Source organism: Ruegeria sp. AM1 (assembly GCF_056540745.1).
Genome location: NZ_JBQFXH010000001.1, coordinates 108256 through 128399 on the forward strand (window position 1 = coordinate 108256; position 20144 = coordinate 128399).

The 20144-nt window shown below is 59.0% G+C and carries 15 protein-coding genes and 1 pseudogene; 11 read left to right on the forward strand and 5 right to left on the reverse strand.

Annotation, left to right across the window (positions count from 1 at the left end; translation table 11 throughout):
- Window positions 1-5 precede the first annotated feature (5 nt).
- Window positions 6-1193: a phytanoyl-CoA dioxygenase family protein gene (locus ACR0I7_RS00525; protein WP_480507354.1), complete on the forward strand. Its 1188-nt coding sequence runs from the start codon at window positions 6-8 to the stop codon at window positions 1191-1193.
- A gap of 45 nt (window positions 1194-1238) precedes the next feature.
- On the opposite strand, the pseudogene ACR0I7_RS00530 reads toward ACR0I7_RS00525, so the two are convergent.
- Window positions 1239-2229: pseudogene (locus ACR0I7_RS00530) on the reverse strand (pyridoxal phosphate-dependent aminotransferase).
- A 218-nt stretch (window positions 2230-2447) separates the two neighbouring features.
- Here ACR0I7_RS00530 and ACR0I7_RS00535 point away from each other — a divergent pair.
- From ACR0I7_RS00535 to cueR, 4 genes are all read left to right on the forward strand, one after another.
- The gene (locus ACR0I7_RS00535; RefSeq protein WP_480507356.1) at window positions 2448-3005 is read left to right on the forward strand and encodes a TetR/AcrR family transcriptional regulator; all 558 of its coding nucleotides are present in this window, start codon (window positions 2448-2450) and stop codon (window positions 3003-3005) included.
- Window positions 3002-3838 (forward strand): sterol desaturase family protein, encoded by an 837-nt coding sequence (locus ACR0I7_RS00540; RefSeq protein WP_480507358.1) that lies wholly within the window; start codon window positions 3002-3004, stop codon window positions 3836-3838. The genes ACR0I7_RS00535 and ACR0I7_RS00540 overlap by 4 nt, the downstream gene beginning before the upstream one ends.
- A gap of 178 nt (window positions 3839-4016) precedes the next feature.
- Window positions 4017-6527 (forward strand): heavy metal translocating P-type ATPase, encoded by a 2511-nt coding sequence (locus ACR0I7_RS00545; protein WP_480507360.1) that lies wholly within the window; start codon window positions 4017-4019, stop codon window positions 6525-6527.
- A 15-nt stretch (window positions 6528-6542) separates the two neighbouring features.
- A complete protein-coding gene (gene cueR, locus ACR0I7_RS00550; protein WP_480507362.1) occupies window positions 6543-6929 on the forward strand; it encodes a Cu(I)-responsive transcriptional regulator in 387 nt (128 codons plus the stop codon).
- A gap of 37 nt (window positions 6930-6966) precedes the next feature.
- Here the strand turns inward: cueR and ACR0I7_RS00555 are convergent, their stop codons facing one another.
- Together ACR0I7_RS00555 and ACR0I7_RS00560 are read right to left on the reverse strand one after the other, a co-directional pair.
- Window positions 6967-9771 carry a protein-arginine deiminase family protein gene (locus tag ACR0I7_RS00555; protein ID WP_480507364.1) on the reverse strand — a complete coding sequence of 935 codons (2805 nt, stop codon included), beginning with the start codon at window positions 9769-9771 and terminating at the stop codon, window positions 6967-6969.
- 12 nt (window positions 9772-9783) lie between these two features.
- Window positions 9784-12906, reverse strand: coding sequence for a hypothetical protein (locus ACR0I7_RS00560; RefSeq protein ID WP_480507366.1), 3123 nt, complete (start codon window positions 12904-12906; stop codon window positions 9784-9786).
- 488 nt (window positions 12907-13394) lie between these two features.
- On the opposite strand from ACR0I7_RS00560, the gene ACR0I7_RS00565 reads away from it, so the two are divergent.
- Together ACR0I7_RS00565 and rpsD are read left to right on the forward strand one after the other, a co-directional pair.
- On the forward strand, window positions 13395-13898 hold the full coding sequence (locus tag ACR0I7_RS00565) for a hypothetical protein (RefSeq protein ID WP_480507368.1): 504 nt from the start codon (window positions 13395-13397) through the stop codon (window positions 13896-13898).
- Window positions 13899-14108: 210 nt separating this feature from the next.
- A complete protein-coding gene (rpsD, locus tag ACR0I7_RS00570; RefSeq protein WP_480507370.1) occupies window positions 14109-14729 on the forward strand; it encodes a 30S ribosomal protein S4 in 621 nt (206 codons plus the stop codon).
- 58 nt (window positions 14730-14787) lie between these two features.
- Here the strand turns inward: rpsD and ACR0I7_RS00575 are convergent, their stop codons facing one another.
- A complete protein-coding gene (locus ACR0I7_RS00575) occupies window positions 14788-15069 on the reverse strand; it encodes a DUF1330 domain-containing protein (protein WP_480507372.1) in 282 nt (93 codons plus the stop codon).
- 94 nt (window positions 15070-15163) lie between these two features.
- Between ACR0I7_RS00575 and ACR0I7_RS00580 the strand changes: the two genes are divergently transcribed.
- Window positions 15164-16036: a LysR family transcriptional regulator gene (locus ACR0I7_RS00580; RefSeq protein ID WP_480507374.1), complete on the forward strand. Its 873-nt coding sequence runs from the start codon at window positions 15164-15166 to the stop codon at window positions 16034-16036.
- Here the strand turns inward: ACR0I7_RS00580 and ACR0I7_RS00585 are convergent, their stop codons facing one another.
- Window positions 16037-16498 carry an Lrp/AsnC family transcriptional regulator gene (locus ACR0I7_RS00585; protein WP_480507376.1) on the reverse strand — a complete coding sequence of 154 codons (462 nt, stop codon included), beginning with the start codon at window positions 16496-16498 and terminating at the stop codon, window positions 16037-16039.
- A 102-nt stretch (window positions 16499-16600) separates the two neighbouring features.
- Here ACR0I7_RS00585 and ACR0I7_RS00590 point away from each other — a divergent pair, with 102 nt between their 5' ends.
- From ACR0I7_RS00590 to ACR0I7_RS00600, 3 genes are all read left to right on the forward strand, one after another.
- The gene (locus tag ACR0I7_RS00590) at window positions 16601-18016 is read left to right on the forward strand and encodes an aminotransferase class V-fold PLP-dependent enzyme (RefSeq protein ID WP_480507378.1); all 1416 of its coding nucleotides are present in this window, start codon (window positions 16601-16603) and stop codon (window positions 18014-18016) included.
- A 64-nt stretch (window positions 18017-18080) separates the two neighbouring features.
- Window positions 18081-19166 carry a histidinol-phosphate transaminase gene (gene hisC / locus ACR0I7_RS00595; RefSeq protein WP_480507380.1) on the forward strand — a complete coding sequence of 362 codons (1086 nt, stop codon included), beginning with the start codon at window positions 18081-18083 and terminating at the stop codon, window positions 19164-19166.
- Complete coding sequence (locus tag ACR0I7_RS00600) at window positions 19163-20080, forward strand: prephenate/arogenate dehydrogenase family protein (RefSeq protein ID WP_480507382.1); 918 nt, start codon at window positions 19163-19165, stop codon at window positions 20078-20080. The genes hisC and ACR0I7_RS00600 overlap by 4 nt, the downstream gene beginning before the upstream one ends.
- Window positions 20081-20144: the final 64 nt, after the last annotated feature.

Here is a 20144-nt window from a genome sequence, read left to right on the forward strand (position 1 = left end):
AAACCATGAGCAAAGACATACAATCCAGCAGCCCCGTCTGGCTGTCCGAGGCGCATTGCTCGCTTGATGATTTTCGCGCGCATGTCGAATTGACGACCGATGTCAGCAGCGTGCCGCTGGCCGTCGAGGTCGCAAGGAACATTCCCATTTATGACGGTGCCGCCGTTTGCGCGGCTTGCGCCGATGAGGCGAGGGCCCAAGCCTATATGGCCGAGTGGAATGAGGTCTTTGCCACCGGGCCGGGGATTGTCGTGATCAAGGGCAGCTACGACGATCTGAGCCTGATTGATGACGTCACCGGCGTTCTGAACAACATCATCGAAGAGGAACGGCAAAGTGGAGCCGGGGCCGGCGATCACTTTGCTGCGGCGGGCGCCAACAGCCGGATCTGGAATGCACATGAAAAACTGTGCATGGCCGCGCCCGAGCTGTTTGCGCGCTACAATGCAAACCCGGTGATTGATCTGGTCAGCCGGTCGTGGCTGGGCCCGCTTTATCAGATGACCATGCAAGTGAATGTTGTACGCCCCGGCGGCAAAGCGCAGAGCTGTCATCGCGACTATCATATGGGCTTTCAATCAACCGAGGCGCTGGCGCAATACCCTGCGCGTATTCATGGCCTGTCAGCGATGTTGACACTGCAGGGTGGGATAGCGCATTGCGATATGTCGCTGGCTTCCGGGCCCACAAAGCTGTTGCCTTACTCGCAGACCTATCTGCCCGGCTATATCTCGGCGCATATGCCTGAATTCCGCGCCTATTTCGACGAGCGTTGTGTGCAGCTTCCGCTGAACAAAGGCGATATGCTGTATTTCAATCCCGCAGTGTTTCACGCCGCCGGAGAGAACACGACCAAAGACGTCGATCGCATCGTCAACCTGATGCAGGTTGGTTCTGGCTATGGCCGGTCAATCGAAATCGTTGACCGAACCCGGATGAGCGCGGCGCTTTATCCTGTTTTGAAGCAGATGGTGCAGGAGGGACGGGCTGATCCTGCCCAGGTCAACTGCATCGTCGCCTCATGCGCCGAGGGCTATCCGTTTCCCGCCAATCTGGATTTGGATTCTCCGCTGTCGGGTATGGCGCCCGAAAGCCAGCAAGAACTGATGCTGCGGGCGCTGGCCAATGACTGGAGCGCAGCGACCTTTGAAAAGGCTTTGCTTGATCAGCAGCAGCGAAAACGCTCTCATTGACCTGAGGTGGCGATGCGGCGGAAAGCCAGCGCGCCGAGTGCAGGCTCAGGCCTCTGCGGTGCTTAGGGTTTTGCTGTTGGCATGGGCCACCATCCTGTCCAGCGCTTTGGCAAAGCTGTCGTCGTCAATTGTCAGGGCGACGCGTACCCAATCCTTCAGGCTGTTTCCGAACGCCGTGCCGGGCATTACCGAGACGCCGTTTTCCAGCAGGTCCCAGGCGTAGGCCTCGCCATCCAGTCCGGTGGCAGAGACATTGACCAGGGCGAACATGCCCGCCTGGGGGCGGTGGACGGTCAATGCTGTTTCCGTGTGCAATCGCTGCGCCATCAACCCGGCCCGTGCAGAAAACCTTGCAGCCATTTCTGCGGCCACGGGGGACCCGTCGCGAACGGCTTTTTCGGTCATGTCCGCAATGAAAGGCTGGTTGCCAAACAGCGTCGTTTCAGAGACCGGCAACAGGGCCGAGCAGAACGCGGCCGGCCCCACGCACCACCCGCTGCGGAACCCCGGCACGGCGTGGAATTTTGAGATCGATGAAACCGCTATGACCCGATCCGCCAGTGCCGGGTGAGACTGGGGTGAGGCAAATCCGAACCGTCGAACATCAGACCTTCATAAACCTCATCCGAGATGATCCACAGGTCATGTTTGATCGCCAGCTTTCCGATGGCTTTCAAATCCTCAACGATATGAATGGACCCGGCTGGATTTTGCGGGGTGGTCAGCAAAATCGCGCAGCTGCGCGGGGGGATGTGTTTGGGCAATTGCATACCCGGAAAGCACAGGATGTTCTTGGGGTCAAAAGCCCGTCGGCAGCGGTTGCTATAGCTGGCGCCAGTACCTGTCGCAGATTTTGTTCGCCGCATCCGCCGGAATAGCCCATCCAACCCGCCCGCGTGACCACTGCCGCGATGTAAATCAGTTCTGGTGGCGTTGGCGCGCTCGGCGATGCTGTGCACGGTGGCCCGCGCATGTCATTTTCAGCCACTAGATCAAGGGTGCCAAGATCAGCGCTTCCTTTCGGTAACCCGCAGATTCGCGGTTAAATCTGCGTCGCGTTTCGCTCACTTGGGTCCTGCATGCGTCTGCATGAGTAATTATGCGCCTGAATAATTATTGAAGTGACGGCCTACCGCTACTGGAAAATACCCTAAGGCAACGAGCGAAGGTCCGATGTATGTCAACGGATATCCGAGTAGAGAATTTTGGTCGGTTGCCCTTGAAATTGTGTCCCATATGAGACATCTATGTCTCATGAGCAAGATCCGCCCTGATAGTCAGACCGCAATCATTGAAGCCGCATTCGAGGTCTATTCTGAAAATCAAACCGCCTCCCTCGGCGATGTCGCAGAGCGGGCCGGGGTTGGGCGCGCGACGTTGCATCGACATTTTCCCGGGCGCGCGGACTTGATGCGCGCGCTCGCAAAGATTGCGCTTGTCGAGCTGGAGGAGGCAGTCAGCCAGGCAACGGCTGACGCAGAAAGCTATGAAGAGGGCTTTCGATGCGCGCTCTATGCCATCGTGCCACTGGCAAACAGACAATGGTTTCTGGCCAACGAAAATCTGGACGCTGATCCAGAGGTGGCCGCCGCGTACGCAGCCAGCTTGAACGACCTTCGAAAGGACGTCGAAGAGGCCAAACGCGAAGGTGCGTTCGATCCCGGGATTCCGACCGCCTGGATCGTTGAGGCCTATGAAAATCTGATCTACGCGGCCTGGTCTCTTGTTCGGTCCGGCGAAGCGACACCTCGGCAAGCGGCAGAGCTGGCCTGGCGCACATTTATTCATGGATTGAAGGGGAATAAGTCATGAACCTCGATACGTTGACTACCCAGATCGACGAGGCATTTTTTCTGATCGGTGCGGCCATCCTGTTGATCGAAATTGCCGAAATGATGTTCAAGGGCGAACTGCGCGCAAAGACATTCGGAGAGATGCTTGTAAGCGCGTCGACCCAAATACCTTACCTTCTGGTCGAGGTGTTCATTTTGACGGGTGCCTACGGTCTGTTCTGGATCATTTCGCAGAACCTGCCCTTGTCGATTCCCGTGACATGGTGGAGCCTGGTGCTGATCGTTCTGCTGGCGGACGTTACTTATTACTGGGAACACAGAATTGCTCACGAAGTGCGCCTGCTGTGGACGCAGCACGCTGTGCACCATTCATCGCGCGATATGAATATTATTACAGGTGTGCGTTTCGGTCCGTTGGAGGGGGTCTGGTCATTGCTCGCCCATTTGCCGCTGGCCTTCATCGGTTTCGCGCCAGAGGCTATCATTTTCGGCGTAATCACGGTTTTGGCCTATCAGACGTGGTTGCATACCGAATTGATCGGAAAGCTCGGGCCGCTCGAATGGGTGCTGAACACGCCCTCTCATCACAGGGTCCATCACGGGTGTGACGCAAAATATCTCGACAAGAATTACGGCGGCATCCTGATCATCTGGGATCGTTTGTGGGGAACGTTTCAGATCGAAGAAGAAACGCCGCGCTATGGTCTGACACGCGACTTTGACAGTCGGAATCCGCTCAAGGTGTGGTTCTCGGAATGGCCTGCTCTCATAAGCGATGTCTTTGGGGCAAAGACCCTGAAGGATGCCGTGTCGATTCTGTTCCGGGGGCCGGGCTGGACACCCAAGAAGTAACTGCTTTGCGACACTGCCCGGGGTGAGGGATGCTGCACCGCCCCGGCAAAGGCAACTTAGAGCGCTCGGTTAGGACATCCCGGTCGCTCGCGCCTGCAAGAAAGTTAAGCACATGGCTTGACCTTCCACCTGCTGGAAGCCTTATCTTCTCTTTCAGCATGGAATTGGTGGTGAAGACATGACTGAGCGAACGCAAGCGCGCTTAAAGGTTCTGGGCATGAGTTGCGCCTCTTGCGTGGGGCGTGTCGAACGTGCCCTGCAAGCGATTCCGGGCGTAACTGCCGCCACGGTAAATCTTGCCAGCGAAAGTGCCCAAGTTGATTTTCACGCTCCGGCCGATTTGACGGCCCTCGCGACTGCGTTGGACGATGTGGGCTATCCGCTCGCAACGCATGAAACTGTTCTAGATATTACCAACATGTCCTGCGCCTCATGCGTAGGGCGTGTCGAGCGTGCCCTGCAACGTGACGCGGGTGTGGTGTCCGCCTCGGTCAATCTGGCGACCGAAAGCGCTTCGGTGCGCTACGCCGACGGGGTCACGTCCCCCGAAGCCATCGCGGCGCTGGTGACATCAGCGGGCTATCCGGCGACCCTCAGGGTTGCGCCGCGTCCCGAGGCATCGGACCGCAAAGCGGACGAGCTCCGACATCTGGCACGGCGCACCAGCATTGCTGCGGTGTTTGCGTTGCCTGTTTTCGTTCTTGAAATGGGGTCGCATGTTATTCCGGGCATGCATCACCTGATCGCGAGTTGGGTTGGTATTCAAAACAGCTATTATCTGCAGTTTCTTCTGACCACGATTGTGCTGTTCGGACCAGGGCTGCAGTTTTACGCCAAAGGGTTTCCATCCTTGTTCAAGGGTGCTCCCGACATGAACTCTCTGGTCGCGCTGGGAACGTCGGCGGCCTATGGATTCTCTCTGGTTTCGACATTTGCGCCCAATATCCTTCCGGCGGGAACCGCCGATGTCTATTACGAAGCCGCTGCGGTGATTGTCGTCCTTATCCTGTTGGGGCGGCTTCTCGAGGCGCGCGCCAAGGGCCGTACAGGGGAAGCCATTCGCAAACTGGTTGGCCTGCAGGCGAAAACGGCACGGATTGAGCGGGCAGGATCGGTGATCGAACTTCCGATCGAGCATATCGGTGTTGGTGACACGCTGCACGTTCGTCCGGGTGAAAAGATCGCAGTGGATGGCACGGTGGTGACCGGTGCGTCTTATGTCGATGAAAGCATGATCACGGGTGAACCGGTCCCGGTCGAAAAGACCCAAGGGGCAAAGGTGGTCGGCGGCACGATCAACGGTGCAGGCGCATTGACGTTCAGGGCCGAACAGGTTGGCGCAGATACCATGTTGGCCCAAATCATTCAGATGGTTCAACAGGCGCAGGGGGCCAAGCTTGCAATCCAGGGTCTGGTCGACCGCATCACACTCTGGTTCGTGCCTGTTGTGATTGCCGTTGCAGTGATGACGGTGCTGGCCTGGCTGGTGTTCGGACCGGACCCCGCATTTGGTCTGGCCCTGGTTGCGGGTGTCGCGGTGCTGATCATTGCCTGCCCCTGCGCCATGGGGCTGGCCACGCCGACCTCGATCATGGTTGGTATCGGGCGCGCGGCTGAGATGGGTGTCCTGTTCCGTAAAGGCGACGCCCTGCAGGTGCTGCAGGAGACTTCGGTCGTGGCGGTGGACAAGACCGGCACGCTGACCGAAGGGCGGCCCGAGCTGACGGACCTGAATGTGGTCAAAGGCTGGAGCGAAGACAGGGTTCTGCGCCTTGTCGCTGCAGTAGAAGCCATGTCCGAGCACCCGGTTGCTTCTGCCATCACGCGTGCGGCCAGAACGCGCGGGTTGGAACTGCCAGCGCCCGAAGGTTTCAGATCAATGACCGGCTATGGTGTGAGTGCCACCGTCGAAGGCCATGCAATCCTGATCGGCGCCGATCGTCTGATGACCCGCGAGGGGGTTGGCATTGGGGCGCTGTCTGATCAGGGCGCGGCGCTGGCAACCGAGGGCAAGACCCCGCTCTACGCCGCTATAGATGGTGTTGCCGTGGCCGTGATTGCGGTGGCAGATCCGATCAAGCCCAGCACGCCCGCGGCCATTCAAGCTCTGCACCGGTTGGGGCTGACCGTAGCAATGATCACTGGCGATAGCAAAGCCACTGCAACCGCCATAGCCGCACAGCTGGGTATCGATCATGTGGTGGCCGAAGTTCTGCCCGAGGGGAAAGTGACCGCCGTGGAAAACCTGCGGGCAGGGGGGGCCAAACTGGCGTTTGTGGGGGATGGTATCAACGATGCCCCCGCGCTGGCGGTGTCCGATGTCGGGATTGCAATCGGCACTGGCACTGACATCGCCATCGAGGCTGCGGATGTTGTCCTGATGTCGGGCGATCTGATGGGTGTGGTCAATGCATTTGAAGTCAGTCGGCGTACGATGCAGAATGTCCGTCAGAACCTGTTCTGGGCATTCGGTTACAATACGCTGCTCATCCCGGTGGCTGCCGGAGTGCTGTACCCGTTTGGCGGCCCTTTGCTGTCGCCGGTTCTGGCTGCGGGGGCCATGGCGCTGTCCAGCGTATTTGTTCTGACCAACGCGCTGCGCCTGCGTTGGGTCAAAGCACTCCATGACGGGCCTGAGCAGGCCCAGTCAAAACACGACAGGGTGCTGCAATCTGCGCCCGCGCACTAAATCAGGAGGTTCGCCATGAATATCGGAGATGTCGCGGAACGCTCTGGCCTGCCTGCCAAGACTATTCGCTATTATGAAGATATCGGGTTCATCAAACCCAAACGCAGCCCGAACGGGTACCGCCATTTCGATGAAAAGGAACTGCACAAGCTCGCCTTCATCGGACGGGCCCGTTCACTGGGCTTCAGCATCGAGGATTGTCGCGCGTTGCTGGCGCTGTATGAGGACAAAGAACGGGCAAGCGCGGACGTGAAGGCCATCGCGAGGCAAAACCTCAAAGAGATCGATGCAAAGATCGCCGATTTGCAGGCGATGCATGCGACGTTGTCGCATTTGATCGACGAATGCGCAGGGGACCATCGCCCCGATTGCCCGATCCTCAAAACCCTCGGCCAGACCTAGACCGCGCTGGGCGCGTAATGCCTGACAGGCAGTCACATCATTGCGCCGCAACGTGTTCGTCATCGAAGGAAATCACCGTGCTGCGGAACTCATGATCGGGGGCGTCCCAGGCGTTCATCCGGCCCAGCCGGCGCGGGCGGCGCAGAACGTTTGACCCGCAATGGATCTGCCCTTCGCCCAGATGATAGGCCCAGCTGTCCACAAAGTGCAATTGCGCCCCGGCTTCTTCCGCCACCGCCGCGATCCATAGCTCGAACAGATCAACCATGCGGTCATTGACCTTGATCCGGGTGTGAGCCTTGCGCAGTCGCCCGGTCGAGGTGAAATGGCGCCTGTTAGGTACAATCAGTCGCCGGTCCAGCTCATCGTCATCAGCGCCCGGGAAGCTGTCCTCGAAGGCGTGCTTGATATCTGACACGGTCCTCAAGCCACCATAGCTTGCTCGAATTATTCCGCTTGCAGATTCGAGGGCGGCGGGATTGACCCGCTCGACCCAATAGCGCGCATTCAGCAATCGATTGCGCGCGATCAGCCTTGGTCCCACCCGCGCGCGGACTGAATTTGGTACATCGACGGCTTCCATGGCGGTGCGCACCACCTCGATTGCATCGTCGCGCCGCATGCGCGGACCGTACGGTTTGGGAATGCAAAGGTGTCCGTTGACGATTTGCATATTGGCGCAATCGGGGGTGAAGGCAGACGTGGTGTTGCGATGATGCGCATCGCGGAAGGCCTGTACGCTGGCCACCCGGTCAAAGACGACTGGCACCGGCAGAATTGGCAAGCCAATCTCATTATCCAACACGCTGCGGCTTGCGGCGAGAACCGTGGCATCGATTGCGACGTTGACGGATTGCCCCGCCTGATCGCGTTCGCAGAACAGAATTTCAGAGGGCGTGATATCCGCAGGGTATCGCCTGTCACGTCCCTCACCCGGGACCATGCCGATGCGGTGAACGTTAAAGCCCTGGCCACCCCCCAGCGCGGCGGCCAGAGTCATGTAGATCGACGGTGGATCGTTGCTTTGTGAGACCCGGCCTGCCTCTGGCGGACGATGCCGATGGTACCACGATTTGCCCCGCATGGTGCGCGTCACCGGGTGACGCCCTTCGTCCATCAGGCGCGACAATACCCCGGACGGACGCCGCAAACCCGCGATGTTGTTGGGGTGCAGCGGATCAAGACCTGAGCGATACTTGGCCTCTGCCGCACGCAGAATGGCCAGCGCCGCCGCCGACGAGGCATGAAGGATCGAAAACCCGCCGGACCGGCCGGGCACCACCGCCATCATCTCATCGACATGGCCGACCTTCAGCCAAGTGGTGTCCAGCTCGACAATCGGTTGCTTTTTCTGCTTGGCAAAAAGGCGCAACAAATCCGGATCCATGAACTCGCCACCGGTATCGGGGTCCTGCGCATTGCCAAGTATGATCTTGCCAAGCGGCGCACCGGGTAGCGGCGGCGTGCTTTCTACATTGCCCCCGTAATTGGCCGAGCTGTGCATCTGCATCGCCCGCCCGAAAAGGCGCAGGGCCGTGTCCTCGGTCAGTTCGACCGTATTGCCGTCGATCTGCGAGACATAGATGCGTGCCGATGTCGGCCCCCGGACCGAACGGTTGGCAGACGCATCGCGGACCAGCTGGTGCGCGGCAGTCAAAAGCCCGTTCAAAAGCGTTGCCCGTTCGTTGTCGGCCTCTCCGACGGCTGCTGTAATGGCTGTCTGCAGCGCACGTAAGGTCGCGGGGAAACCTGCCAGAGTATCGATGAAGCTGCCTGTGCCGCGCGCGCTCCAGTTCTGATCCACCAGCTTGCCATAACGATCAAGCTGGTCACCGACCTGCGTGATCCTTTGCCCGCCCATGGCCCAATCCCGAATACCCCGAAAGTTAATCCGCAACACGCCGCCGCCAGCGGTGTTTACAGCGATGATGCGGTCCCACAGATCATCGAAAAGCGCGATGTTGCGAGATCTGAAATTGCCCGCGACAAAGCGTTCAAGGTTCTCGCGGATCGACCCGACCGAGTTCTGACGACGCAAACGCGGCAGGTGCAGGATCATCTGGCGCGACCGGCGTGCGCCCTGCATCATCGCATGCTGGTATTGGTCCTGCATCCACATATCGCCGCCGGTCAGATTGCGCGGGACCTTGACCAGCGGAACACTCAAGCGGTTCAGAACGCGCTGCATGTCGGTCAGGGCGGGCTCGTTGTACCCCACATCCACCATGTAGACCCGCGTCGCAGTTGCCATCCGATCGTCCAGGATCACCGGTGAGACTGTGAACCGCCCGTGGTCTTCTGCATGGGCCACAGCCAGCACATCGATCCGCAAGAGCGTCAGCTCAAATCGGCTTTCCTCTCGCTGATCCGCGCGATAGCGCAGGTCCAGATTTGACAATCGACCGAAAGATGCGCCCGCAATTGTGCGCACCTGCAGCGTCAGGTCCAATACGCCCGAGGGCGGAACCTGCGGCAGCTCATATTCTTCGGGGGCGCCCAGCCGATGCGGGACGATGATGCCATTGGCGGTCGAGAGGCGAACGCGGGTGCTCATCACGCCCGGGCAACGAATGCGCAGCCGTTCTCCTGCGCTAAGTGCGCCTGGGGCGACGCGAATGCGTAGGGGGATCACCTCATCATCGCGACGTGCCACCACCGGGTTGTCATAGTCGGGTGCAGGCCTCGCCTGTACCGAAGGCCGTGAGGGCAAGGCGCGCCGGTCCCGGTCCAGATTGGCCACGACAATGGCTCCAGGCCAGCTTGATCTTGCGGCCCGTTCATCCGTGCTTTCGGTCAGCCGTCCGTCACGGTCATAATCGGCATGAAGTTCAATACCCGGCATCACGAATATCGCCTAGTCGGACCCTTCGACCCAAGAACCGTCGGGCTGTTTTTCCCAAACCGGTAACTTGTCATCGGGGCGCAGGCGCACCAGCGTCGTGGGCACACGAACTTCCCACGGCTCACCCACAGGTATCTCATCGCCGGGCCGGCCGAGGCGCTCGGCCAGTTCATCGGCAATCGGCAGATACGTATCGTCCGATATCGCCGGAAGCGCGCCGCCGAACCACGGGTCCCCAAACAGCCGGAAATGATCTACCGCTTCGGCAAAACCGGGTCGCACCGGGATTTGCACCCTCAGGAACCCGGCCTTCAGGAAGGCCTCGAACTCGGCGTCATCGTCTTCGATGACGATCTTGTCGAGCCAGGTCCCCTTGCGGCCCCAGAAATAGGAATAGGGAACCCAGGACAGGTTCTCCCATTCAAACGCCTGCTCGAAAAAACGGACATAGGCCCCTTCCTGCGCCGCTTCGTCAAAGTTGATCTGCGGCAGGCCGCTGGCACCGGTGTCGATCGCGTCGAACAGATCATAGTGCTGCAGGGTCAGCGCGGAAATCGACAGACGTTTGACCTCGTCCTGCATCATGGCAAGGTTGCGGGCCGAAGGACCAGAGGGCACATCCTCCGGGGCCTCGGCCTCCAGCTCGGCAAGTTTGGCCTCATAGTCCGACAGCCGCGCGCGATAGGCCTGTACCAGCTTGGCGTGGGTTTCCGCGCGCCACAGATCAAGGGCACGTTCCGTTGATTCACAGATCACCTCAACTGCGATGGCGACATCGCCCACACGATCAGTGACCATGGCAAAGGGCACGGCACCGGTTTCCTCATCCAGCGAAGTGCTCCAGACCCAGCTTGAGCCCGAGCGGAACTGGTGCGAGCGCTGCCCGATTACACAGCTAACCGACCACTCGTCCCAAACCGCGACCACGTGACCAACCGTCGCCCGGATCGCCTGATAACCGTCTGGCACCTTGATGCGGGTGGAATTGGTAAATTCCTGATCCTTGTCCTCGCCGCCCGTATTGAAATCATAGCTCTCGGTCACAAATGGCTCGGGCGGTGGCTTCACATCCGTCGCGCCATAGAGCGATACGTAGGTTTCGTAATTGACCTCGTTCAGATCGCGCGGGCGCAGCTCGAAGGCTGGGGGTTTCTCCAGTTCCATCGCTGCTGAACGCCGCGACCGGAATGCCTCCAGCAGCAGAGCGCCGGGTTCCGGGATCATGATATCAAAGACGGTCCGCGGGCCGTAATTGAACACCTGCGCCTCGTAGACTTTGCTGACCCACTGGTAAACGCCCGAGATATGCCCCTCGCCCGTGGTATTGTCGAAGGTATGTTGATCGGTCTCTTCGATCTCGCGCGTAACACGGCGCGTCTCGCGGTTCAGCACCCGTTCGCTGATCTTTTCGGTCGCCTTTTGCGTCACAGTGCGCGCGGTTTCGGACGCGGCTTTCTCGGCCTCTTGCGTCTTGCGCTGCCAAGAGGCTTCGACCGATGCGCGAAACTCGACCGTCGGCCCGTATTTGGCCTTGATAGACGCCGATCCTTTGACGCCGACCTCTTCCTGCAATGCAGTTTCGCTCTCGCGCCGCACTTCGAAACGGTCTGTTGTTTCCAGCGAGTTTTCTTTGGTGGTCTCCACCTCCCGCTCACTCAGGGTGATGACTTCGGTTTCCAGCCGGGTGCGGAAGATGCGATCTTTCTTCTCACCTTTCAGAATATTGGCGATGTGCGACACCTCGGAGCCTTCATAGCCCTTGAGCTGCTGTTTCACCATCAGCAGGTCCATGATCCCCGCCGGTTCCACATCCGCGTGGGTCGAGGGAACGCCCGCAGTGGCCGGGCCCAGGATTTCGGGAATGTATTTCAGGATCGCACCCGGCGTCATGGCATAGAGTTCGGGCATCGGTGACGAGGTGATTGCCACCGTCGTGTGGCCAATGGTGCGGAAAGTCTTTTGCCCCACCGGCTGGATCAAGGCCTGAGCCTCAGCGTGCAGCTTGGACTTTTCCGCCGCCAGTTTTGTGACGGTACGTGCCACCGGTTCTGCAGGGTCAAGGCCAAGGGATCGAACCGTTTGTTGGGTATTCCGGCTCAGCCCTGCAACCGCATTCTCATTCAATCTCAGCCCGACAAGCCCCGCCTTGACCGGCTCAAAATCCATCGATCCGCCCAAAGCAATGCGCGCGCCGGATGACAACGATACAAATGGCCCGGACCCGTCCAGATTGGCGCTGTCGAAGTTGGCCATCGCACTGCGCACCACCCCAGAAGAGCCGATGGTGCCCTGATTGGCCTGACCCTGACCGGTCACATCAATTACAGATGACGACAACAAAGCGCGAAGCGCGGTCTGCCGCACTGACAATTCCTGGGTGAACAAGGCCTCGGGACGAATCTTGGACGATGGCAGACGCATCTCAAATGACTTCTGCGGCGTAACCGAATACCCGCCAGGGCGGACACCCCGGAATTCGTTCAGTGCCCCGTCCACTCGCGCATAGCGGTTGGCCAGATCCTTCATTCTCTCCGTCAATTCAATGCGCGGCGGGCGTCGCGGTGCCGGTGGTTTCGTCGGCAAGACCGAGCCGGGAACTTTCAGGCCTTGACGATGGACGCGCACCAGCTCGTTCAGGTCAGCAGGGAAATCCGCATCAGCGTCGAGACGCCGGATCAGCTCGATGACCCGCAGCACTGCCGCCAGACGGCGCAACGGCCGCTTATGGTTGGGCGGCGACATTTTGATCGCCAGAATGCTGTCCTTGAGGCTCGGGATAAGCGACGTCACGGCGCGGGTCGAAATAAAGCTTGCTGGTGCATCGCCCAATGCATCGGTCAGCGCATCCACAAGGCTTGTCCGATCCGAGACCTCCTCCGCAATCAGTGCGTCGACTGCTGTCGCCGCCGCATCTAGGGCCGAAAGACGGGCATTGCCCGCGACGCTTCCGATGAAACGATCAGAGGTGATGAAATTGGCCGCCAAAGCCTGCAGCTGGCGCTTTCGATTGGCACCGTTGGGAATAGCGCTGGCACTGTTCTGAAATGCCGTATCTGCGGCAAGTGCAATCGAGGTGATCTCGTCTTCCGCACGGTTTGCTTCGCGCACGATGTTAAATCTGAACAAGGATTCCATGGCCAATACCCCTTGGCGTTGTCTGCGATACCTCAACAGACCAGCGCACCGCGACTAGATACTTGCAGGCTCTCAACGCACATCGGGGGCAGGAAATTCTGCGTTAAAGTCAGGGCGCCAGCGTCTTAAAATACCGGGTTTCAAACTGAGAAGGCTTTAGAAACTTAATCCCCTAACGTCGCATGTTTTCGCTAATCTGTCAGCCCCCGGCCCCTGAACTGGCCGTGTAAGAGCGGTTCTCCGCTTTCCTTTAGGTGCCCGGCGACGGTGCCGGTGCGGGATAAGGCTGGACCAACAATGGGGTGCCGTGCGGCGCGCCGTTCCGGGACCTGAGCCCAAATGCTCATTAAAAGCACCTGAAGTCTCAAAGTGAATTGATACTCTGGCAACATTAATAACTTTGCTGCAATTCGGTCTCTTTTCCGCCGAATTTGTCGCTGATACACGCTCGAATAGCTGGTGGAATGTTAAACAGTGTAGGCGAGTAGATGAGAACCGGAACGAACGGTCGCAAAGCAGTATTGTGGAGCCAAACAGAGCTTGATGGGTTGGAATCCGCTCCTTTGGCGCTTTTGACAGTGGGGTCGGCGTGGTGCTGGCGCGGCCGGAGCGTCAATCTGTCGGAGGCTGGTGTTGCCGGTGCCGCACAGACAACTGGTACTGAGACCGCAACACTGTATATGACTGACGCGGCATCTCTGGTGATCGGTCGCACCGTTAGCGTCGAAGCTGAGATTAAGTTTTCGAACGGAGCGCAGCAGTTCGCGGCACAACTTGTGCGCGTTGAGGGAGAAGTGACACCGGTTCTTATCTTTGAGAATGGGTGCCCTGCACGGGATCAGGACTTCTGGATCAGTGCTTTTGTAAGCGAGGCAAACCAGATCAATCATCTGCCCAACGATGACGGCACAGTCGTGACCTTCCCGGTCGAGCGTGCCAGTGAACGTTTTGACAGGCCTGTTCCTCAGCTTGCTGCTCTCGCGGCGGAATAGCCGAGCAAGTCGGGCAGTCTGGGCTTTCCATTGTTTTTTAAGGTTTGGTCGTCTCAGTGTGTTGACACGGCGAAATTGCCGGATATAAGCGCGTTTTCATTGGTGTTGGTGGCCCCCGCGAGGGGATGCCTGTCATGAGGGAGACCTCAAGAGGACAACGCCCTTCATAGTGGCCCGCAAGGGCTTCGACCAAAACGAAGGAGATCAGCCGTGACCAAACGCACGTCTGCCAAGTACAAAATTGACCGCCGGATGGGCGAAAACATCTGGGGTCGTCCGAAATCCCCGGTCAACCGTCGCGAATATGGCCCCGGCCAGCATGGCCAGCGTCGCAAAGGCAAACTGTCGGACTTTGGTCTGCAGCTGCGCGCCAAGCAGAAGCTGAAAGGCTACTATGGCGATCTGACGGAAAAGCAGTTCCGTCGCATCTACGCCGAAGCCGAGCGTGTTAAAGGCGACACTGGTGAAAACCTGATCGGTCTGCTGGAGCGCCGTCTGGACGCCGTTGTTTACCGCGCCAAGTTCGTACCGACTGTGTTCGCGGCACGTCAGTTCGTGAACCACGGCCACGTCAAAGTGAACGGCAAGCGGGTCAACATCCCCAGCTACCGTGTCAAAGAAGGTGACGTTATCGAAGTGCGTGACAAATCCAAGCAACTGGCTGTTGTTCTGGAAGCGGCTGCGCTGGCCGAGCGTGATGTGCCTGACTACATCGACGCGGACCATTCCAAAATGACTGCGACTTTCGTTCGCGCACCGGGCCTGAGCGATGTGCCTTACCCGGTCATGATGGAACCGAACCTGGTCGTCGAATTTTACGCGAAGAACTAATCTTCGCCATTCCGATCCGGAATTCAGAGCCGCGCTTTTCAGCGCGGCTCTTTTTGTTTCAGCCCAGCAGAACGATGTCCGAGGCCCCGGCAGACCGCCTCAGGTTGTGAACGTCTTTCAACTCGGGATCGTTAATCCAACCCAAGGCTGAGGCGCGATCGGGGAAAGACAGCAGTGCGGCCACATCCGGTAAATCCGGCGCGCCATCCAAAGCTGTGCTGTCGGCGGTTGCCTGCTCGACCTTGCCGCCGTGACGCGCAAGCGCCGGGCCCGCCTGTTCGCGATAGGCCGCAAGGGCGTCGGGGTTGTTCACGGTGAGTTTGGCATATGCGTAGATCATCGATTTACTCCTTGATTTGGTAAAACCAAGCTAGGGGTGACCGCATCATGCGAAAATGTGTGCTTTTGCATCTATGATATGCGAATTTGCATGCATGGATATTCACTGGGACGATTATCGCGCGGTTCTGGCAGTTGTCCGCAAACGCACCTTGTCTGCCGCGGCCCAGGATCTGGGCGTGAACTACACAACCGTGGCCCGCCGTATTGTCCGGGCCGAGGCCGCAACGGGTGAGGTTCTGTTTGAGCGTCTGGCAGATGGTTATCGGCCCACAGAGGCTGGACATCTGGTGGCCCAACATGCAGCCGAAATGGAAAGCGCTGAACACGCTATGCGGCGTGGCCTGTCGGGTCGGGATGAGACCTTGGCGGGGGAACTGACCCTGACGGCACCGCAACTGCTGATCGCACATGTGCTGACCCCGGTGTTGGATGCCTTCGGACAAAAACACCCTGCTGTCACGCTGCGGGTTCGCGCGGCCAATGAGATCCTCGACCTCAACAAACGCGAGGCTGACATAGCGATCCGCATCAGCCGCAATCCCGGCGATACGCTGAAGGGGCTGCGCCTGACCGAGCAGCATTCGGCCAGCTTTGCCACCCAGGATTGGGCCGAACGTATCGCCAGTGATCCGGGCGGCGCGGTTGATTGGCTGATTTACGAGCGTCAGCGGGACTTACCCGAACAGGTTCTGCTACAACGTCCGGAGTCGCGTATCAGAATGCGGTTTGATGACATGGTCGCCATGTCGGCAGCAGCGCAGGCTGGGTTGGGCGTCGTGCGGATGCCGGTGTTTTTGGGGCGTTCGTTGCCTGGGCTCGTCCAGGTGCCCGAGTTTTCGCCGCAGCCCTATGCAGATATCTGGGTTGTTGCGCATCGCGATGTCTGGCCCTCTGCCAAGCTCAGGGCGTTTCGCGCCATTGCGGTTCCATATTTTCGGAAAAAGCGCCCGTTGTTTGTGACCTGATCAGATCGGCAGCGGTCGCCCTTCGGCAATCGCCTCCATCGCGAAGTAAGATGTCACGCTGTCCAGTTCGACCTTGTCGATCAGCCGCTGATAGACCTTGTCATAAGAGGACATGTCCTGCGTGACAACTTTCAGCTGATAGTCATAGTCGCCGCCAATTCGATGAAAATCGACCACCTCGGGGATGGTCAGAACGTGGCGGCGAAAAGACTGCAACCACTCGGCTGAATGATGGCGTGTGCGCAGCATGACAAAGACAACAAGGCTCAACCCCAGTTTTTCGCGCGATATTTTGGCGGTCGATCCCGTGATGACACCATCCTCGTTCAGCGCCTTCAGGCGGCGCCAACAGGCATTTTGCGACAGTCCGACACGATCCGCCAACTCTCGTTGCGACAGCGTTGCGTCTGTTTGAAGCTCGCGCAGGATGCGCTGGTCAATCTGATCTATTTTTTCGGCCATATGAATTCATATGACACAAAGATTGTAAAATCCATCCAAAGAAAGGTGAAGTTTCCGCACACTCACTCAATCACATTTGGAAGGCAATACGGAGCCTGACCCATGACCTTGTCCAAATTTCACGCAGACCTCTCATCCACCGCTCAAAATTCAACGCTGCGCGATGGGCTGATCGGAGAGAATATTCTGATCCCGGGTCTGAGCGGGGAAGTTCCGCTGGTCTATGCGGATTACGTGGCTTCAGGTCGTGCGCTGCAACAGGTTGAGGATTTCGTCGCCAAAGAGGTGCTGCCTTATTACGCCAACAGCCACACCGAGGCCTCCTATTGTGGGTCTTACATGACCCGGTTGCGCCGCGAAGCGCGCGCTGAGATCGCCCGCATAATTGGTGCGAGGGGAGAAGACGCGGTGATTTTCACCGGGTCCGGTGCCACTGCGGGTCTCAACCGGTTGGTCAGCTTATTGGGGGTACAACAAGCTGACCAGCCGGTTGTCCTGATCGGTCCGTATGAACATCACTCGAACATCCTGCCGTGGCGCGAAAGCAAAGCTAAAGTGATCGAAATCCCCGAAGCTGCTGAAGGCGGTCCTGATCTTGAAAAGCTTGAACAGGCGCTGGTCGAACACGCTGGGTCCGATCTGATCATCGGCTCGTTTTCGGCTGCATCCAATGTGACCGGCATTATCACCGAGCCCGACCCGGTCACCCGGCTGCTCAAGGCGCATGGCGCGCTTGCGGTCTGGGACTACGCCGGTGGCGGGCCATATCTGCCGATGGATATGGGGCCGGACGATGCCCGCAAGGATGCAATTGTTGTCTCACCGCACAAGTTTGCGGGTGGGCCCGGTGCGTCGGGGGTGCTGGTGGTCAATCAGCGTGCGGTGCAGCGCAGCTGCCCTTCCTGGCCGGGCGGTGGGACCGTCAGCTTTGTCTCGCCCTGGCGGCATGAGTACAGCGATGATCTGGCGGCTCGGGAAGAGGCGGGAACCCCGAATGTCATCGGCGACATTCGTGCGGCGCTGGCCTTCATCGTCAAGGATACCGTTGGCACGGATGAGATCGCCAAACACGAGACGCTCTACAAGAAGATGGCTCTTGAGGGGTGGCGCAATAATCCACACCTGACGTTGCTTGGGGCGGACAACCCTCACAGATTGCCGATCTTTTCCTTTCTGATCCGCGACGGGGCGGGCATGCCGGTGCATCAGCAACTGTTTACGCGGATGCTCAGCGATATCTATGGCATTCAGGCGCGTGGCGGGTGTGCATGCGCGGGGCCCTATGCGCATCGGCTGCTGGGGATTGACCGGTCGACATCCGAGGCGCTGCACGCCGCGCTGTCTGCCGGGGAGGAAATGAAGAAACCCGGTTGGGTGCGTCTGAACTTTTCCTACCTCATGAGCGAAGAGACCGTTCAGTTCATCATCGACAGCGTCAACGACCTGTCGCGCCGCACCGAAGAATTCGCGCCATATTACGATGTCGACCCGGCGACGGCGCGTTTCAAAGCCGCCTGAGGGAATTGCTGCTTTTCTCAAGGCCTTGAGAAATGTATGAGGGGCGCAAGTCAAGGAGCCCCTCATGAACAAGATCATTCCGCAACCCGGCATCATGGACATCGCTTTGTATCAGGGCGGTCAGTCTCATGTCGAAGGGGTGGCAAATGTGATCAAGCTCAGCTCGAACGAAAACCCGTTCGGGCCCAGCCCCAAGGCGATCGAGGCCGCGCGTGACAGCGTGACAACGCTGCATCGCTATCCAAACACAGACCACTACACCCTGCGCGCGGCCATCGGTGAGCGGCACGGGCTGAACCTCGATCAGATCATCTGTGGCGTTGGCAGCGATGAGGTTTTGCAGTTCATTGCACAAGCCTATGCCGGGGTCGGGGATGAGGTGATCTATACCGAACATGGGTTTTCCATGTACCCGATCATCGCGCGCATGGTCGGGGCAACGCCGGTGATGGTCCCCGAAAACGAACGCAGGGTGGATGTCGATGCGATCCTCGCGGCGATAACCGAACATTCACGCATCGTTTTCATTGCCAATCCGGGCAACCCAACCTCGACCATGGTGTCCGAAGAAGAACTGGCCCGCCTGGCTGAGGGACTGCCCGCGCGCTGCCTGTTGGTTCTGGACGGTGCCTATGCGGAATTCGTCGATGGATTCGACGGGGGGGCATCACTGGTGGATCGCTATGAGAACGTGATCATGACGCGGACCTTCTCCAAGATTTATGGTCTGGGCGGGATGCGCGTGGGGTGGGGCTATGCCCGCAAATCCGTGATCGATGTGCTGAACCGCATACGCCAACCGTTTAACCTGTCTCTGACCGCGTTGGCTGCGGCTGAGGCGGCTGTGCGCGATATTGACTACGTTGCGTTCTGCCAATCGGAAAACGCGCGGCTGCGGGCTTGGCTGTCTGAAAAGCTGGCTGAGATCGGTGTGCCGTCTGACGTGTCCTGCACCAATTTTATCCTTGCGCGTTTTGTCGATCAGGCCGAGGCCGAAGCCTGTGATGCATATTTGCAGTCGCAGGGTTTGATTGTGCGCCGGGTTGCGGGTTACAACCTGCCGAACGCGCTGCGGATCACCGTCGGCGACGAAGAGGCCTGTCGCCGTGTGTTTGCGGCCATCACCGCGTTCAAAGGGGGCGCTGCATGAGCCAGATTTATGACCGGGTGGCGCTGATCGGGTTGGGCCTGATCGCTTCGTCCATGTTCTGGGCGATCAAACGCGCGGGTCTGGCAGCAGAGGTCACCGGCTATGCCAGATCTGAGGCAACACGGGATACCGCTCGCCGCATCGGGCTGTGCGATCGGGTATGCGACACGGCGCAAGAGGCCGTCGAGGGCGCCGATCTGGTGGTACTGTGTGTGCCCGTCGGCGCGATGGGGGCAGTTGCCCAAAACATAGCGCCAGTACTGAAACCTGGCGCGACGATCAGCGATGTGGGCTCGGTCAAACGACAGGTCATCGACGTTGTCAGCCCGCACATTCCTGAAGGCGTCCATTTTGTTCCGGCGCATCCGATTGCAGGGACCGAGCATTCCGGCCCCGAGTCCGGCTTTGCCGAGCTGTTCGACAATCGCTGGTGCCTGTTGGTTCCGGTTGACGGTTCCGATCCCGACGCGGTGGCCCGGTTGCGCGCGCTGTGGGAAGGGATGGGCTCTGACGTTGATGAGATGGATGCCGAACACCATGACCTGGTGCTGGCAGTCACGTCGCACGCGCCGCATCTGATTGCCTACACGATGGTCGGCGTGGCCGATGATCTGCGGCGCGTGACCGATACCGAGGTCATCAAATACTCAGCAGCCGGTTTCCGCGACTTCACCCGTATCGCCGCATCCGATCCAACGATGTGGCGCGATGTGTTTCTGACCAACAAGGATGCGACGCTGGAAATTCTTGGGCGCTTCACCGAGGAGCTTTTTGCCCTGCAACGCGCCATCCGCACCGGCGACGGAGAGCATCTGTTTGACTATTTCACCCGGACCCGCGCAATCCGGCGCGGTATTATCGATGCGGGTCAGGATACGGAAGCGCCGGACTTTGGGCGTGGAAAGGCCACGTGATGCGAGGTATACGGGGCGGTATTCTTATAAGCATTGCAGCGTTTTGGCCTCTTGCGGCAGCAGC